Origin of the sequence: Clostridium cellulovorans 743B (genome assembly GCF_000145275.1) — a bacterium.
GTDB lineage: Bacteria > Bacillota > Clostridia > Clostridiales > Clostridiaceae > Clostridium_K > Clostridium_K cellulovorans.
The window spans coordinates 394,885-413,485 of record NC_014393.1; the positions used below are offsets into that span (position 1 = coordinate 394,885).

Here is an 18,601-nt window from a genome sequence, read left to right on the forward strand (position 1 = left end):
AGCTGTATATAAAGAGATTATTAATATTTTGTTAGTTATATAAGGTGCAATAATCTTCCTACATTAAGTTCATATACTGCTGATAAAATTAATGTATATTTCTAATGGGAATATACATTAGTGCTTGATTGTAAATTATTAACCTTTAGTAACAAAATCCTTTTGTTCAACTTCGCAATGCTTCTTTAATATATTCATAAAGATCTTACGTTCGTCTTGATCCTTAAAGGCTCTTAAAGGTAGTACACAGCAATTAGTATTATCTACATATATAAGTAGAAATTTTTCTGTTTCTTGAACCTTATTTACTCTTTTCCAGTTAGTTCTAAGTGAACCTTCCTTATTGCTACTTACAACACCTTCGCTAGTTATATCAATTGAGCAATTTCCAAATGGTCCGCCTTCTCCAGATTTTGCACTAATCTTTCTGATTTTTTTCAAAGCAGAATTTTTATAGTATTTTGGAAATAAAAGAACCCAACCAATATAAAGTGCCACGCAGGCTATTATTGCAGGAATAAAACCAAAGTGCTTTGCCACGTCGAATACAACTAAGCATACAAGGAATGGTATAACAAATCTTTGAGCTATGAAAGAACTTTTAAATTTTTTAGAACCCTTCATATGCATCATGGTAATGTCTAAGTAATCTTCTTCTGTTAGTGTGAAATCAATTTTCATAAGTATCTCCCCTGATTGTAAAAATTTACATGAAATAATTATATCATTTAAATGTTGAAAAGTGTATATATTGACGAAAAAAATCTAACGCATAAATCCATAAAATTAAACTAAAGTTCTATTGTATAAGAAGCTTCAAAGATTTGATCTTTTTCTAAAGAATTCATCCATTGTTTTTCAGAAAATTCACCTGTAAAACCTTCTTGATCGCATCTTCCATACCAAGGTTCAATGCAAACAAAAGGTGCTTTCCCTGATGCAGGAGACCATAATCCAAATAGTGGAGCATCAAAAGTAACTGTTACATAAGGTTTCTTCTCTGGATTAAGAAGAGAAACTCTAGAACTTTGGCTATTTTCTATGATAAGAGCATCCTTTGTAAAAAGGTCTTCAGTTATTTTTACAATACCATTCTCAAGAGGAAGTTCATAAGTAGTTGGATTTAAGCAACCGCCAGTACCTAATAAAGAGTATGTAATATTTTTATTAGAATCAAAACCTATATAGTAATCTGACTGAACTCCTTGTGAATTTACTGGGCACATAAATGCTGGATGAGCACCAATTGAGAAATATAAAGTTGTATCACTTGGGTTTGTAACCTTCCAAGAAACTGTTATTTTTCTGCCTTCTAGTTTGTAGCTAATATCTAAGATGAAGTCAAAAGGATATACTTTTAAGCTTTCTTCGCTTGAAATTAACCTATGAGAAAGCTCTGTTTCAGTTTTAGAGATTAATTCAAAGACAGAATCTCTAGCAAAACCATGTTGTGACATAGGATAAGTCTTACCTTTGTAAGTAAACTCATTATTAACTAAGCCACCTACGATAGGAAATAGAATTGGTGAATGGCGTTTCCAATGAGTTGCATCAGCATTCCATAGGTATTCTGTATCTGTTGAAGCATCTTTTATGCTGCATAGTTCAGCGCCAAGATCATTGATAGCTATGATGATATCTGAATTTTTTAAAGTATGTTTTGACATAATTAATCCTCTCTTTCTTAATGGCAATGGAAGAACTTTCTATTCAGCTTAATTGTAAGATATTATAAACTGTTAGTCAACGACTTCATAAGGGGCTTATCCCTAGTGGTCTAAGAAGGAAAATATTATAGTATAAATCTAAACTCTAAAGCCAACATAATAATGGATTTTTAATTCAATACACATGCATAGGAGACTAAAATGAAATTTTTAAAAAAATCGATATTACTAGCTACTATAACTATTTTACTATTGAATAATGCTAACCATACTACAAATGCGAAAGATGCTATTACTAATGAAAAGCCATTTAAAGTAGCTGTTTTTGTAAGAGATATAAATAATTTATTGCTCGCCGATGTAAAGGAAAAATTAGAAGAAATTGAGAAAGAAAGTTCTAGTAAAGTTGATTTTATCTTTATTGACTCAAAATGGGATCAAGGCATCCAGAATCAAAATATACAAGAATCACTTGATAAGGGTTATGACCTTTTTGTAGTTAATCCGGTTTCTGCCAATGCGGATGAAATTAAAGGTACTGTTAGCAAAGTAGTAACTTTAAATATTCCAGTTATTCTTTTCTTGCCTACATCTTCTTCGTTGACGAAGTCCTTTGAAAATCTGCCTAGAGTTGCAATTATAGCTAGAGACCTTCAAGAGTCGGGAGTTAAACAAGGTAAAATACTAGCTAATGTATGGAAGGAAAATAAAGATATTATTGATAAGAATAAAAATAATATACTGGAGTATGCAATTTTACAAGGTGCCAAAGATCATTTATCAACAATTGAAAGAACTAAATATTCTATTCAAACACTTACTGAAGAAAACATACAAGTTAAACAACTTTTCGCAACTACTTGCAATTGGGATAAGGAATGTGCAAGGCTTGCTATCGAATCAGCATTTTTAACACTTAGTAGTAAAATTGAAGCAATAATTTGTAACAATGATGAGATGGCTATGGGAGCTATTGAAGCACTCCAAAAATATGGCTATAACAAAGGTGATAAATCAAAATACATCCCTGTTGTAGGAGTTGGTGGACTATCTATAGCAAAAGAACTAATTAGCCAAGGAGCTATGACAGGGACTGTTGTTGAAGATGTTCCTACTCATGTAAAGGCAATTTATGATATAGGTCTGAATTTAATTTCTGGTAGGAGTATTACTTATGGTACAAATCTCAAAGCTACTGGAGGTAATGTAATTATAATCCCTTATGAAGACTACATATATAATCCAAAACTTTAAAATATATTATTTACTAGTGGATGTAGTTGTATTTATAACAAATTTATTACATAATCAAAGGTGAATAAATGTATTATTTATCAAATGGAGGGATATTAATGAAAAACAGGTTGAAATCTAAAATTAAAACAGGGCTTATATTAGCAATAGGTATGTTTGTACTTATTTTGGGAAGTACAAATATTCTTACTGCAAAGGCTAATGAATTAACTTCAGCCTTACAGGAATCTACTATGGTAGACAGTATGAAAAACCCTAGACAAGATGCTACCACGGTTATGTTAGACGGAAAAATATATGTACTGGGAGGCCAAAGTCAAGGGGAGAAGTTAGCTACAGTAGAAGTATATGACCCTGTGAAAAACGTTTGGGCAAGCTTATCAAATATGAATTTAGCTAGAAGCCATTCAACTGCAGTTGTATTAGGCGAAAAAATATATGTAATTGGTGGATGGGGAAAGACAGGATACCTTTCTTCTGCAGAAGTATATGATCCTGTAAAAGATAGTTGGACAATCATTAGCAGTATGAAAAGTTCTAGATGCTACCATTCTTCTGTTGTATTGAATGGAAAAATTTATGTAATTGGTGGGCAAAGTGAATATGGAAAGTTATCTTCAGTGGAAGTATATGATCCAGCAACAAATAGTTGGACAATGGCAGCAAACGTGAAAAATGTAGGAACATTATCTACTTCAATAGTATTGAATAATAAGATCTATGTAATTGGTGGCCAGAAATCAGGTGCAAAACTTTCTAATGTAGAGGTATATGATCCAGAAAGCAATTTCTGGAGCACTGTTGCTAGTATGAAGGATGCTAGGATTTGGCATACATCTACTGTAGTAGATGGCAAAATATATGTAATAGGCGGGAGAGGTGGAAGTAAAACTTCTAATGAACCTCTATCATCAGCAGAAGTATACGATCCAGCAACTAATGCATGGACAATGTTATCGAAGATGAATAATCCTAGAAGGCAACATACTTCAGTTGAAATGAATGGTGAAATCTATGTTATAGGTGGTTATAACGAAACAGAATATTTATCTTTAATTGAGGTATATAACCCAGCAACAAATACATGGACGACAAAGGCTAACATGATAGCTGGTAGATATGGTCATTTTTCCTTTGTGTTAAGAGGTGAAATATATTCAATTGGCGGAATAAACAACAATAAGGGAGTAACAATAGTTGAAGCCTATAAAAACTCTAAATCAGAGATTAAACTAACTATAACCATGGATAATGACAATATAAAAGCCTATGACATAACAAAAGAAAAATTTGAAGAATTCTTAAATTGGTATGAGGCTGTTTCAAACAAAGATAAGACTGTTAGTAAAATTTTTACGATTAATAATGATTCAATATTACATGAGGAAATCGAGTATTTCACTATGCAAGAATAGTAGAATATAAGTTTCAATAATATTTCTACATTTGATTTATACCACGCATATAAAAGCAGTGTAGATTTTTAATCGGAACATATATAAGAAATTGTACAAGTTCCTTTGGATCATTTTTATCTAAAGAAACTAATAAGTTTTCAATAGAGGATATTTGACGAATAGTTTTTCTTGCAACTTGTGATAAAATTTTACATAATTATATTGAAATAAAATAAAAACAATATTTTGTAATTGGAGGGATCTAAGTGGGATTAAAAAAAGAACTAAAAATTAAAACGGGGATAATTGCAGTAATTTGTACATTGATGTTTATCATAGGTTCTGCAAATCTTATCTCAGTAAAAGCAGCAACTTTTGCAACACCGTCAAATCAGTGGGTGCCAGTAGCAAGTATGAGTGGGACTAGGCATTGGCAAAATTCATATGTAATAAATGGTAAGATATATGTCATGGCAGGACATAACGGGAGCGTATCTATAGCTTCTGTAGAATCCTATAATCCAGCAACAAATACTTGGACAGTGATGGCAAGTATGAAGGAGCCGAGGCATTATTATACTTCTGTTGAGTTAGATGGAAAGATATATGCTATCGGAGGGCATAACGGAAGCAAGGGTTTAGCGTCAGCAGAAGTATATGATCCAGAAACAAATACTTGGACGTCACTACCTAACATGAAGGAAGCTAGGTATTATACTAGCGCAGTTGTGTGCAATGGGAAGATATATGTAGTAGGAGGACATAACGGTAGCGCTGTTTTATCATCTATAGAAGTATATGATCCAGCAACAAATACTTGGACAACATCAGCTGTTATGAAGGCAGCTAGATATGCGCATACATCAGTTGAACTTAATGGAAAAATATATGCAATTGGTGGATTTGATGGTAACTATTTATCATCTGTAGAAGTATATGATCCAGTGACAGGTATTGTTTCATTGTTACCTAGTATGAATAATACTAGACATTATCATGAATCAGTTGTGTTGGACGGAAAGATATACTCAATAGGAGGTAAAAATGCTAACTGTCTTGCTTCAGCAGAGGTGTATGATCCAGAAAAGAATACTTGGACATTGCTACCTAATATGAAAGATAGCAGATGGTACTTTGATTTATTTACATATAATGGGAAAATATATGCCACTGGTGGCGGAAATGCTGTTTACATATCATCTGTAGAAGTATATGATCCAATAACAAATAAGTGGTCAAGCTTACCTAATATGTTAAGTACCAGAGCATATCATACTTCAGTTGTTTTAAACGACAGAATATATGCAATAGGTGGATGCAATGGACCTGCCTTATCAGCAGTAGAAGCATATCAAATCTACGACATCCAGATTAATAAAGGGACTAGTGCTTTAAGGGTTGGAGAAACTGATACTCTTCAAGTGACAAAGATTCCAGCAGAAATACAAGTCAATTGGACTTCTAGTGATCCATCAGTAGCAACTGTTGATGATAATGGAAAAGTTACAGCTATTAAAGCAGGAACAGCTAGTATCACAGCAAAAGCTACAGATGGAAGTAATTATTCAGTAACTTGCGTTGTTACAGTAACTGGTGAACCAAAGATAGATACAATATTAAAGTTAAACAAGACAGCTATTTCTATAACAATAGGACAAGTTGAACCACTACTAGCAATAACTAACTCACCATCTGTCACTTGGTCATCAGCGAATACAGATGTAGCTACAGTAGATTCAAATGGTAATGTTATAGGAATGCAGAAAGGTACAGCAACGATAACAGCTACAACAGCTGATAGTAAAACAGCAACTTGTGTAGTTACAGTAAATGCTAAATCAAGGGCAAATCTTATTATAACTATGACAAATAACAATATTAAAACCTATGACTTATCTATGGAAGCATTAAATATATTTTTAAATTGGTATGATGGAAGAGCTAATGGTATGGGTAAATCCTATTATATATTTGTAAATCCAAATAACGGGTATAAAGAATACATACCATATGATAAAATAGAATATTTCAATATAGAAGAATACGAAGTGAACTAATTAATAAGGGCTATTTTAGGTAAGATAATCTCTATCCTAAGATAGCCTTAAAATTTGGGTAGTAGCTTAAAATTTAGGCAGTCATATATATAAGTTACATTTTTATATTAGAATTCATTTAATATTTATATAGCTATATTGAGGAAAGTATAAATTAGTTAACTTTAGAAAAAAGGGAAATATGGATTATTATGCAACAAATTATTAATGGAAATATAACATGATTATAAATACAATTAAACCAAAATGTGGTATCATGGAGAAAATATAATAAAAAGCTCTGCTTTACAGCTATAACATAGCTATGTAAGATCATACAAAAATAATTTTCTTAAAAACTTTAGCTATATTACTTATTGTAGGGTTCAATAAATTAAATGGTAGAGTAGGAATACTATAAAAATGGGGGAGAAAATATGGCAATTAATTTAATCAATTCAATTAGCGCATTGTTAAGCGGTACTAGTAATACAAGTGCAACTAAAACAGCAAATGAAACAAAAACAGCAACTGCTACAGCGAATTTAGTTGCAGCTGCAAGTACTTCAGATTCTTTAAGTATATCTGGAACTTTACAAAAAGGAAGTACTGGGCAAGAAGTAATGGATTTACAGAACGCTTTGAAAAAGTTAGGGTATTTTACTTCAACAGTAGATGGAGATTTTGGAGATTTAACAAAGTCTGCAGTAATAAAATTCCAAGCAGCAAAAGGGTTAACGCAAGATGGGATAGTTGGAACTGAAACAAAGGCAGCTATAAGTGATGCATTAACTGCAGCTTCAGCATTAAAGTTGGGAAGCAGTGGAGAGGCAGTAAAAGAACTTCAAGTTAATTTAACTAAATTGGGTTTTGATACAAAAGGAACAGATGGAGTTTTTGGACAAAATACCTATAATGCAGTAGTAGCTTTCCAAAATTCAAGAGGATTAACTGCTGATGGAATAGTTGGACTTAATACTAAGAATGCAATAGATACTGCAATATCAGCATTAAATAATCCTTCTTTGGCATTAAAGATAGGAAGTAGTGGAGATGAAGTAATTCAACTTCAAGTGAACTTAACTAGATTAGGTTATGATACAAATGGTGCTGATGGAGTTTTTGGACAAAATACATATGATGCTGTAGTGGCTTTCCAAACAGCAAAAGGCTTAACCGCAGATGGAATAGTCGGTGCAGCAACTAAAAATGCTATAACAGAAGCACTTAAAAATGTAGGAACTAGTAATAACAACACAAGCTCTTCTCAACAGATAGCATTAAAGAAAGCCCTTGCTATTACTTCATCTTTTGAAGGTAGTGGTTTTGTAAATGTTACTGGTAATTTTGATGGACAAGGAATATCTGTAGGAGCTTTACAATGGAATATTGGACAAGGCTCTCTTCAGCCATTATTAAGAAGGATGGATACAGAAAACAATGCGTTAACAAGACAAATTTTTGGGAGCAACTATGATAGCTTTCACAATATGTTAAGTAAATCTCAATCGGAACAATTAGCTTGGGCAAAAAGTATAAATAACTCTAGTAACAAGATCGTTGAACCGTGGAACAGTCAAATAAAAGCTTTATGTGGAACAGTACAATTCCAGCAAATTCAAATGGATGCAGTGAAACCTGTTGCAGATAGGGCCTTAGCTATATGTCAAAAGTATAACCTAAAGTCAGAAAGAGCTTTTGCATTAGCTTTTGATATAGCAACACAAAATGGAAGTGTTTCATCAACAGCAGATTCAATTATAAAAAGTAAAGTTACAGCAAGTACAACGGAAAAGGAAAAGTTAGTGATAATAGCTACTGCTGTTGCTGATTGTAGTAAGGCGATTTACAGAAATGATGTATATTCAAGAAAAATGACTATTGTAAATGGTTCAGGAACTGTTCATGGAAGCTACGTTAATGTTGACGTTAAATATGGTCTAAGCGACGCCGCTTTTAGATAGTATAAAACACTGGTTTTGTAAAATTTTACACATTATTAACGTTAATTTATCATTTAAAATATATACAAAATATTATAAATAAAGTAAAATAAATATATAAAATTATATTTATGTATAAGTTGTGATAAAGAATTTTCATATAATATATTGAAATTTCGATGATGGAACTTACGTATAGATACCCAAAATGAAAACTTTGGTTATTCATAAATATTTTTGTTGATATTACTAAATCTTAAAGCGGTAAATCTGAAACAATATTTCAATTTATGGCTCAGGGTATCTATAATTAGAAATATAAAAATTTTAAAAGAGGATATGGTTAAAATGAGTATATTTATACCGTTTTTTGTAGGTTTTATAGTAGCTACTGTTTTCATTATTTATGACAAGAAAAAAAAATAACGTAACTTCAAGTATTAGTCTAATCAAGCCTTTAGAAAATTAATATATATTTCTGAAGAATAAATATAGGGGGTGAAAAATTATGACAAATTTTGAAACTTGCACAATGGATGAGTTAGTTTTAATCGATGGTGGTGACTGGAGTTGGAAGAGCCTTGCTCAATCAACTGTTAGTGGTGCTGTTGGTGGTGCTATTGCAGGATCAGCTGGTGGAACAGTTACTCTTCCAGTAGTAGGAACTGTAGGTGGCGGAGTTGGCGGCGGTATATTAGGCGCTGTTGGTGGTGCTGCAGCATATCTTGTTTGCGGTTGGTGGTAAACTACATATTATCTTTAATTAGCAGAGGTCCAAAAGACCTCTGTTAATTATTTGCAAACATAAAGAAGGATTGATTATAATGAGAATTATAAATATTTTAGGTCTTGTTATCGTTATAGCCATTAATATGATTACACCAATATTAATTAGTAAGAATGTAGAGAGGTTTTTTAGAGAGACTGATTTAGTAGAAGAAACACTAGCAAAAATTAAGAAGCAACAAAATTTTCAAAATTTAATTATAATAATATCTATTTTTTTATTTGCTTTTTTCTTTTCTAATTTTTTTAGTAAGAATGAATTTACTAGATTCATTATGATGTTGTCACCATTTATATTTATAATTATCATCTTAGTATATAGTAGTATAATTTATCATCCTATATATGTAAAGGTAAGAGGGATTGAAACTACTATAAAGGAAGAAGTTAAGGATACCTTTAGAGCTGCGATAGTTTTGTTGTTACCAAGCTTTGTTATAGTTTTGGTCAAAGTTGAATTTATTAATAAAGTTTTGATAAATCAGTTTGTAAACATATTTATATCTGTATTTATAATTATAGGTATAAATTTAATTTATCCTTATGTCTTTTATTTTTCTTTAAGGGCAGAAGCGATAAAGTTTCCAAATTTAAATGATATAGTATTAGAATTTTTAGAACAACATAATATTAAAAAAGTAAAGGTATATCAATGGCCCGCAGTTAAGGGTAAAATGGCTAATGCCTTAGTAGGTGGTCTAATCATTAAAAAAATTTTTATATCAGATTATCTTATAGAAAATATGGAAGTTGACGAGCTTAAAGCTATATTAGCTCATGAGATAGGGCATATAAAGAAATATCATTTATGGATTAAGGTTACTTTACTAATTTTAGCTTATCCAATTTTCACATTTATAGGATACATGATGGATAGTGTAGAGTTATATTTTTCTATAAAAATTCCGATACCTATAGGAATTACTTTCTTTGTAGGTTGTTTAAGTATATATTTTAGTATTATCTATATGTTTTTTTCTAGATACCAAGAATATAAAGCCGATGAGTATGCTCTTAAAAGTGGAATAGAAGCTGAAATTTTAATATCTGCTTTTACAAAACTTGCGAAATTGAACAATTCTTTATTAAAAGTCGATGAAAAAGAGGAACGAATTCAAACCCATCCATCATTTAATAATAGAATAGAAAGATTAAGAAAACTTAGCTTAAAATAAAGGAGGTAGATAAAATAATTATCTACCTCTTTCGATATTCTTTTATAGAACCAATAGTAGTATTGTTAGGAAGCCTCAGCAGTTTAGTTTTTGCATTACCGATCTTTTGAGAAGTGTAAATTCCATGATAACCAGAAAATAAGTAACTAATTATACAAGCAATAAATAAGTATATAACTGCCTCACCATGAAATAATTCTAATCCTAAAAAGAAGGAAGCAATTGGAGTATTAGTTGCACCACAAAATACAGCAACTAGTCCCAGTCCAGCTAAGAAGATAGGAGATAGATCTAAAATTCCTCCTAATGCATTTCCAAAGGTGGAGCCAACAAAGAAGAAAGGGGTAACTTCACCACCTTGAAAGCCTGTTCCTAAAGTGATAGATGTGAAAATTATCTTTCCTAAAAAAGCAAGCTTGGGCACACCTTCATTAAAAGAGGCTGATATATATGGAAGTCCAAGGCCTAAATATTCTCTTGTTCCTATAAGTAAAGTTAATAATATTATGATTACGCCACCGATGATACTCTTTATCATTGGGTTTTTAAATAGTTTAGAAAATATTTTTTTACAGCTATGAATACCTTCACTAAAAAGTATGCTTACTAAGCCAAATAGTAAAGAGGCTATAATTACTTTTAATAATACCATTGTTGACAATTCTGGAATACCACTTAGAGCGTAGTGAGAGTGTTTTGCTCCTAAAACAGTTGTAACTAAGTTTCCAACAAAACTTGCAATAAAACAAGGAATTAAAGCACTATATTCCATAGTTCCAATTGCAATTACTTCCATTCCAAAGATAGTACCTGCTAATGGAGTTCCAAATACTGACCCAAAGCCACTGCTGATTCCACACATCAATATTATTCTTCTATCAGTTTTATCAAGCTTAAGAATTTTACCTATGTATTCTGCTATACTTCCACCTATCTGTACAGCAGTTCCTTCTCTTCCAGCAGAACCACCAAATAAATGAGTGATTATTGTACCGATGAAAACCAAAGGTGCCATTCTTAAAGGTATTCCGTTATCTCCTCCATGAATCTGATCTAGGATCAAATTGTTACCTTGTGATGACGTTTTTCCATATTTAGAATATAAAAAGCTAACAAAGGCGCCTGCTAGTGGAAGAAGAAATAGTAACCAAGGATGATTAAGTCGTGTATTGGTCACAAGATTTAAACTTTCTAGGAATAGTGCTGATAATGAACCGACAACTATTCCTACGATACTTGCTATAGCAGTCCATTTTATTAAGTTAGCCAATAGCGCTACATGATGTACTTTCTCTACGGACAAGAAAAACTTTTCTTTTATCTCTGACATAAAAACCTCCTAAGAAATATTCATAAAAAACTCCTACAGGTATCCTTGACCATTACCTGTAGGAGTCATTAGCATCAAGCGATTAAGGTGAACTCCATCACCTATAAATTTTAACTAAATACTATCATATATCACAATTTTATTCAATGTTTAATAAAGACTTCGATTATTTATAAGATATAACTTTATTTATCAAAAGCTAACTTATTATCTAGGATGCATCATACTTACCAAAAGTTTAGCTCACTATCTAGAATGCATCATATTTATTAAAAATTTCGTTTACTATCTAAGCATCATCTGGTTTATTGAAAAGTTGGCTTATTATCTAGATTGTCGTCTTCCTCATCATTTGGGTTGCTTCTTAAGTATTCTCTACCATTTCTTGATTTTGCAACATTGACTCCTTCAATTAAATGTTCTTTTGCCATGGTTATTATCTCATTTATTGGATATACATTTCCGTTTTCAAGCATTACGTATATTATGTCTCCTTGGGTATTCTTTTTTACTTTTATAATCTTAGACTTATCACTCATATTAACACCTCACATTTATTTTTATATAGTATTTGTAATGAGGGAATTATTATTCTTATGGTGAACAGCAGTTTATTCACAAATTGTAGATATTAGATAGGAAAAGAAAATCGTAACTTTCATTACATTTTAAAGAAAAGGCTGAGCTGTTTTTGAAACCATAATAAGGTATTTGAGGGAAAGTATAAATTTATAGTAATGTAGCTAAAGATATATGTGTTGATATCGATAGATATAAAGAATGTGAAAAAAGTCGAATAAACAACAGGAGGAAGAAATTATGTCGAACGGTATTAAAGAAAAAAAGACATTCAGAATAAGTATAAAACAGAAGTTAATGGGAATATTCTCTATAATAATTTTATTGATGTCTGCAGAGGTAATGTTATTAGTTTACAATTCTATGCAAACAAAGAACAAGTATGAAAATGTATTAGAGGATATTAATACAGCTAACAAAATTGGAGATCAAATTACTAGTGTAAATAAAGAACTTCTTGATGTACAATTTGGAAGCAAGAAGCTATCAGAAGCAAAATATAGAGAGACTATAGAAGAAATAAAAGCGGAATCAAAAGCTATACTTCAGTCACAGGGAAATGATAACTCAAAGATTTCGATGTATCAGATATATAAACTGATGGATTCTGTAAGTAAGAGTATAGATTTAACTGAGGCAAGTATTAATGCAAATAAAAAAGACGAGGCAATTAAGAATTCTCAAAATGTTGGAGACATTGTAACTTATGTAAAGGGATATTCCCAAAAGTATGTTTTACAAGCTGCTAAAAATAGTGAAATATTAAAAGAACAGATAGCTACGGAGTACAGAAAAGCATCTATAGTAGGTTCTATTTTATTTATCTTTATCTTAGGTATTGCAATTAGTAGTGTAGCATTATTATCCTACAGTTTTATAAAACCGATAGAAGAGTTGAAGAATAAAGCCACTGAAATTTCTAAAAATAACTTAATGATAGATAAGGTTAATGTAAAAACTAAAGATGAATTATATGACCTAGCAGGTGCTTTTAATAACATGGTTGATAATTTTAAAAGTATTATCCATAAAATTAATGATGCTACCACCAATATTAGCTCGACATCTTTGGAGTTAAATAACACTTCAAGTCAAAATGGTGCTGTTACTGAAGAAATTAGTGCTACTTCCATTGAAATAGTTTCAAGTGTAAATATGCAAAACGAAAAGGTTATGGATACTGTTGAAAATCTTAACAAGATGTTCCAAGTTTCACAAGATATCAATCAGAGTTCTATAAAAATCTTAGAGAGTGCTAATAATTCAGTTGCCATTGCTGATGAAGGTAATAAAAATATAAGCGAATTCTTAAGCCAGCTTGAAATAATAAAGAATTCTGCTAATGATACTTCACGTATAACAGATAATCTGAATTCAAGAGCCAAGGAAATGAATTCTATAGTAAATACTATCACGTCTATAGCTAGTCAAACTAATCTGCTTGCACTAAATGCGGCTATAGAGGCAGCAAGAGCTGGAGAAAGTGGTAGAGGTTTTGGCGTTGTTGCAGAAGAAATAAGAAAATTAGCAGAAGAGTCCAATGATTCTGCGGAAAAAATTGGTAAGATAGTTGAAAACTTTAAGTTCGAAGCTGATAATATAAATGATAAAATGAATGAAAGTATTACACAAATATCTATAGGTAATGATATTGCTGAAAACACAATGAAAAACTTCAAGAATATATCTGAAGTTAACAACAGTGTAGAACGTGATGTTCATGAAATATCAATTCAAATTAAAGATTTTATTGCAATGATAAATGACATCTCAAATAGGATGAATGAAGTAAATGACATCTCAAATTCTAATTATAGGTCAAGTTCAGAAATATCTGAAGCAATTAATCAGCAAGCAGAAAGTATGATGTCACTTATTGATCTTGCATCAGAATTAAGTAACTTAGCTGAAGGGTTAGATGGTACTATAAAAGACTTTAAACTATAAAGATTATTTTATACAGAAGGAGATACGAAAATGTTAAAAAAAGTAATATCGATATCGATGCTGATGATTGGTATATTAAGTTTTTCGGGATGTAGTAATAAGACCGAAGGCAACACATATATAGATATGATTGAAAATAAAAATACAAGTGTAAAAACTTTATTTCTAGCTGAATCTCAAGCACCTGAATACCCTACAACTAAGGGTGATTATGAATTTGCTAGACTAGTAAAAGAAAAAACAGATGGAAGAATAAATATACAGGTTGTTACTAATTCTGAACTAGGGTCAGAAAAAGATACTATAGCACAGACGCGAATGGGTGCTATTGATTTTACAAGAGTAAGTGCTACGCCGCTATCTAATTACTCAAAAATTATGACTGTGTTATCTTTACCATATCTATATAGAGATGAAGACCATTTGTGGGCTGTATTATCTAGTGATATCGGACAGCGGGCTTTTAACGATATTGAAAAGGTAGGATTAGTTGGATTGACTTACTATGATTCTGGAGCAAGAAGCTTTTATAATAATAAAAAAGAAATTAAATCAGTGGCAGATTTAAGTGGATTAAGAATAAGGGTTCAAGAAAGTGACCTTATGAAATCACTAGTTACGTCATTAGGAGCTACCCCTACAGCGATGGATCCAGCGGCTGTTATTCAAGCTCTAGCAGTAGGACAAATTGATGGTGCAGAAAATAACGTAGCTACCTATGTTTCCTCTTCTCAATATAATGTTGCCAAGTATTATACCTTTGATGAGCATTCAAGAGTACCAGATATATTAGTAGCAAGTAAAACGGTATTAGAAGGACTTTCAAAAGAAGATCAGGAAATAATAAAGCAAGCAGCAATAGAATCGTCAGATTTTCAAAGAAAAGAATGGAAAGCTAATGAAGACACTATGTATAAGAAGATGGAAGATGCAGGAGTCAAAATAACTAAACTTGACCAAGCAGCAAAGGAAGAGTTTAAAACGGCTGTAAAACCTGTTTATGATAAGTTTGGAGCAGACTTCACAGATTTAATCAAACAAATTGAAGCGACAAAATAGTTTAAAGAAGGCTAAACAAGAGGTATGTTTAGCCTCTTTTTCTTGTCTCTGTCCAACATTTTTAGGAGTAACTTAAATCAAGCATTTAAGAAAGAGAAAGCTAATGCCGGAATTAGAAATACAAAACCATGGTGCCAAGAAACTATCAGTAAGGACAGTAACAACTGGAGAAAGATCATTACAATAAGCTACTTTTTAGATGATAAGTATACTATTTGAAAGAAGTTTTGGGGTAATAGTTTTATTTGTAGGAGAAAAAATGTATATGAAAAAATTATCTATAATGTTTTAAGCTAGGTATACATATAAAATTTCTAATTGATAATACTAAACCAAGGCTGAAAATTTGAGAGGAGTACTTTATATGATGAAAAATAGTATAAAAAGAATAGCAATGATGTTAATCCTATTGAACTTAACAAATATAAATACTTTCATTGGTATAGAAAGATCTATTATGGTTTTTGGCAAGAATAATATAGGAAGTATAAAATCACAAGGAAGTTGCAAGTATATAAACTTAGATAAATCGAATAACAGCAATGAATATTATGAATCAAAGCTAACTATCCCAGTGCTCATAGGTATTAAGGATAAAAAACTTGAGAAGAGTATTAATGATTATTTTAAAGAAAAGATACGTTCCCTTGATAGAAATCTCTCGATGGAAGCGATGAAGGCAAGTAATTATTCAAAAAGCAACAAAATCCCTTTTAACAAGTATTATCTACAGACAGATGTACAAGTAAACTTATGTAATGACTATATTCTAAGCTACAATATAACATATTATCAATATAGTGGTGGAGCTCATGGAATAACTTATGTTGAAAGTGTAAATTTAGATTTAATTAATAGTAAGAAACTTAACTTGAAGGATATATTTAAGAAGGGTGTTGATTATAAAGCTCTAATAAATACAAGAATAAAAGAAGATATAAGTAAAACTCCAGAACTTTATTTCAAGGAAGAAAATCTGGGATTCAAAGGTATAAAGAACAATCAAGAGTTTTATTTAAATGATAAGGGACTTGTTATATATTTTTCATTATATGAGATTGCTCCTTATGTAGCAGGAATACCAGAATTTATGTTTAGTTATGCAGATTATGACTTGTATTTTAACTTGGCTAAGCCCATAGACAGAAACTACCTTTATATTTATAATTAATGTTAGGAATAAAGAAGCTAAAGGAGAAGAATTATGGAAGAAAATCAGATAGAATATGAATTAATAGAAAAAATAGAAATAAGAAATAGAAGCTATGCTATAATAGCAGAAAAAGGCAAAGAAGATGAAGCTTTTGTAATGAGAATTAAAGAAGTAAAAGGAGTCAAAGATTTAGTGCCTGTAAATGATGATAAAGAATTTGATGAAGTTATGAAAAAATATGAAGAAAAATTTATAGATGTTGATGATGCTGGTGATGAGGAAAAGTTAATAGAAGAAGATGAAGAAACAATAACAGAGATAGATGATTTAGCCGGTAATGAAAGATAAAAAACAATATATACATAATATGCCTCATGTGTTATTGCATGCGGCATATTCTTAATGGGAGTATGAAAAAATGGAGTATTTAATCGGAGCGCTTGTAGGATCTATAATTGGTTATATAACTAATTGGCTTGCAATAAAAATGCTGTTTAGACCTCATGAGGAAAAGAGGTTTCTAGGAATTAAGGTTCCTTTTACACCAGGACTTATTCCAAAGGAAAGAGAAAGAATAGCTAAAAGTGTTGGAGAAGCTGTAGGAACACATTTGTTGACAAAGGAACAATTAGTTGATCGCTTTACGAGTGATTCTATGGCAAAGGAAATAGATAATTGGTTAAAAAAAGAAATAAACCTTGCAGCAAGTAGTGAGAAAACTATAAAGGAAAAACTTCAAGAGTTTGTTAAAGATGAATATTCTTCATTAAAAGTGGCTTGCCAAAGTATGATATTTAATAAAATTTTAGCATACATAAGGACCAAAAAAACTAAAGAAAAAATAACTATATATATAGTAGGAAAAATTTCAGATATCTTAGAAAGAAATCCAAGGATTATAATTGAAAACTCAATATATATTAAATTAAAAGAAAAAATTGTTTTGGCTTTATCTGAGACAAAAGATAATAATCAAACATCAGGAATAACTGGAAAATTACTTCAAAGTATACTTAATCCTATAGTTACAGAGGATCGTCCTTTAAAAGAAGTAATGAAGGAAGGTATTGTTGATGGATTTAAGAATTTAATTATTAACAATAGTAAACCAATAGCTAAAGAATTAAAGAAAGCCCTTAATGAAGAAAGTACTAAGGAAGAAATAAAAAATTTAGTAAACAAGGTAATAGCTACACAATTAAATCCAATGGTCGCTATGTTTGTTAAGCCTGATAACATATCAGAAAAAGTTTATATATTTATAAATGAAGAATTAGAAAAAGATGAAAGTCAGATAAAAGTAGCTCAGTTTATATGCAAATTTTTGGATAAAGGAATTGAAATGTCACCAGCAAAAATTGCTTATCAAATAGATAAAAATCTATCAGAAAATACTAAAGAGACGGTAATAAAAAAGATAGAAAACATGTTATTATGTTCACAAAATGTTCAAATACTTGTTGATAATTTAGAAGAGATAATTGTTAAAAAGAATACGATAAAAGAGTTGTTTGGGGAGCAAAATGAAGAATTTATTTCTATTATAAATAGTGTTATTACCAATATGATAAGCACTGTTATTGAAAGTGTTGAAACAGAAGAAAAAGTTAGAGAAATTATAAATGAATTGATAAAAAATGCAGAAGAAATCAAACTTGGAGCTGTTATTAATAATAGCAGTAAAGAAGTAAGAGATTCAATGGTTCTTTATGGAACAGAATTTTTGATAACCCTTGTTAAAGAGAAAGGGGAAACAGCCTTAGAAACTGTTGACTTGGCCAAGATAGTTGAGGATAATATTAATTCTTTCGATGTAGATTATGCAGAAAAAATTATAATTGATATAGCACAAAAAGAACTCAATGCAATTACTTGGCTTGGTGCACTTTTAGGCGCAATTATGGGATTATTATCACCAGTTATTAATTCTTTTATGTAATAAGAAATATAGAGTAAGGATAATCCTTACTCTATATTTTTTTTACATTTACTGCTTGAAGTTTGTTATTGTGTTCAGCAGTTTCGAAGGAAACCTTGTCACCTTCTTCTAGAGACTTATAGCCTTCACCAGAGATACCAGAATAATGAACAAATATTTCTGAGCCATCATCAGAGGTGATGAAGCCATAACCTTTTAAACCATTAAACCATTTTACATTACCTTGCATGAAAAAACCTCCTAAAATCTAATGCATATATGGTATTTCCATCTTTTCATCTATTTATGCATTATACTGATTTGAAGCCTTTGAGTATAATAACAAAAATACAGGAA

16 protein-coding genes and 1 riboswitch are annotated in these 18,601 nt (G+C 30.8%); of the genes, 11 read left to right on the top strand and 5 right to left on the bottom strand.

What is annotated here, in order from left to right:
• Nucleotides 1-138: 138 nt before the first annotated feature.
• Both CLOCEL_RS01655 and CLOCEL_RS01660 read right to left on the bottom strand, forming a co-directional pair.
• A complete protein-coding gene (locus CLOCEL_RS01655; RefSeq protein ID WP_010075147.1) occupies nt 139-681 on the bottom strand; it encodes a YcxB family protein in 543 nt (180 codons plus the stop codon).
• A 110-nt stretch (nt 682-791) separates the two neighbouring features.
• Nucleotides 792-1,667, bottom strand: coding sequence for an aldose 1-epimerase family protein (locus CLOCEL_RS01660; protein ID WP_010075146.1), 876 nt, complete (start codon nt 1,665-1,667; stop codon nt 792-794).
• A gap of 201 nt (nt 1,668-1,868) precedes the next feature.
• Here CLOCEL_RS01660 and CLOCEL_RS01665 point away from each other — a divergent pair, with 201 nt between their 5' ends.
• From CLOCEL_RS01665 to CLOCEL_RS01690, 6 genes are all read left to right on the top strand, one after another.
• Nucleotides 1,869-2,921, top strand: a complete 1,053-nt coding sequence (locus tag CLOCEL_RS01665) for a substrate-binding domain-containing protein (protein ID WP_010075145.1) — start codon at nt 1,869-1,871, stop codon at nt 2,919-2,921.
• Between the two features lie 98 nt (nt 2,922-3,019).
• Nucleotides 3,020-4,336, top strand: a complete 1,317-nt coding sequence (locus CLOCEL_RS01670) for a Kelch repeat-containing protein (RefSeq protein ID WP_010075144.1) — start codon at nt 3,020-3,022, stop codon at nt 4,334-4,336.
• Between the two features lie 248 nt (nt 4,337-4,584).
• Nucleotides 4,585-6,375 (top strand): Kelch repeat-containing protein, encoded by a 1,791-nt coding sequence (locus CLOCEL_RS01675; RefSeq protein WP_010075143.1) that lies wholly within the window; start codon nt 4,585-4,587, stop codon nt 6,373-6,375.
• 416 nt (nt 6,376-6,791) lie between these two features.
• The gene (locus tag CLOCEL_RS23620; RefSeq protein ID WP_010075142.1) at nt 6,792-8,318 is read left to right on the top strand and encodes a peptidoglycan-binding domain-containing protein; all 1,527 of its coding nucleotides are present in this window, start codon (nt 6,792-6,794) and stop codon (nt 8,316-8,318) included.
• Nucleotides 8,319-8,805: 487 nt separating this feature from the next.
• A complete protein-coding gene (locus CLOCEL_RS01685) occupies nt 8,806-9,042 on the top strand; it encodes a Blp family class II bacteriocin (RefSeq protein ID WP_010075141.1) in 237 nt (78 codons plus the stop codon).
• A gap of 79 nt (nt 9,043-9,121) precedes the next feature.
• Nucleotides 9,122-10,258: a M48 family metalloprotease gene (locus CLOCEL_RS01690; RefSeq protein ID WP_010075140.1), complete on the top strand. Its 1,137-nt coding sequence runs from the start codon at nt 9,122-9,124 to the stop codon at nt 10,256-10,258.
• A gap of 22 nt (nt 10,259-10,280) precedes the next feature.
• On the opposite strand, the gene CLOCEL_RS01695 is transcribed toward CLOCEL_RS01690, so the two are convergent.
• On the bottom strand, nt 10,281-11,588 hold the full coding sequence (locus tag CLOCEL_RS01695; protein WP_010075139.1) for a voltage-gated chloride channel family protein: 1,308 nt from the start codon (nt 11,586-11,588) through the stop codon (nt 10,281-10,283).
• A 52-nt stretch (nt 11,589-11,640) separates the two neighbouring features.
• A riboswitch (Fluoride riboswitch) is annotated at nt 11,641-11,699 on the bottom strand.
• Between the two features lie 194 nt (nt 11,700-11,893).
• Entirely contained in the window at nt 11,894-12,127 is a 234-nt protein-coding gene (locus CLOCEL_RS01700; protein ID WP_010075138.1) for a DUF3892 domain-containing protein, read from the bottom strand.
• Nucleotides 12,128-12,407: 280 nt separating this feature from the next.
• Here CLOCEL_RS01700 and CLOCEL_RS01705 point away from each other — a divergent pair, with 280 nt between their 5' ends.
• The 5 genes from CLOCEL_RS01705 to CLOCEL_RS01725 all read left to right on the top strand — a co-directional run bounded on the left by CLOCEL_RS01705 (nt 12,408) and on the right by CLOCEL_RS01725 (nt 18,265).
• Complete coding sequence (locus tag CLOCEL_RS01705) at nt 12,408-14,114, top strand: methyl-accepting chemotaxis protein (protein WP_010075137.1); 1,707 nt, start codon at nt 12,408-12,410, stop codon at nt 14,112-14,114.
• 30 nt (nt 14,115-14,144) lie between these two features.
• Complete coding sequence (locus CLOCEL_RS01710) at nt 14,145-15,173, top strand: TRAP transporter substrate-binding protein (protein WP_010075136.1); 1,029 nt, start codon at nt 14,145-14,147, stop codon at nt 15,171-15,173.
• 364 nt (nt 15,174-15,537) lie between these two features.
• Nucleotides 15,538-16,344: a DUF3298 and DUF4163 domain-containing protein gene (locus tag CLOCEL_RS01715; protein WP_010075135.1), complete on the top strand. Its 807-nt coding sequence runs from the start codon at nt 15,538-15,540 to the stop codon at nt 16,342-16,344.
• A 33-nt stretch (nt 16,345-16,377) separates the two neighbouring features.
• The gene (locus CLOCEL_RS01720; protein ID WP_010075134.1) at nt 16,378-16,674 is read left to right on the top strand and encodes a DUF1292 domain-containing protein; all 297 of its coding nucleotides are present in this window, start codon (nt 16,378-16,380) and stop codon (nt 16,672-16,674) included.
• 70 nt (nt 16,675-16,744) lie between these two features.
• Nucleotides 16,745-18,265: a DUF445 domain-containing protein gene (locus CLOCEL_RS01725; RefSeq protein WP_010075133.1), complete on the top strand. Its 1,521-nt coding sequence runs from the start codon at nt 16,745-16,747 to the stop codon at nt 18,263-18,265.
• Nucleotides 18,266-18,296: 31 nt separating this feature from the next.
• On the opposite strand, the gene CLOCEL_RS01730 is transcribed toward CLOCEL_RS01725, so the two are convergent.
• Nucleotides 18,297-18,494: a cold-shock protein gene (locus CLOCEL_RS01730; RefSeq protein ID WP_010075132.1), complete on the bottom strand. Its 198-nt coding sequence runs from the start codon at nt 18,492-18,494 to the stop codon at nt 18,297-18,299.
• Nucleotides 18,495-18,601 lie beyond the last annotated feature (107 nt).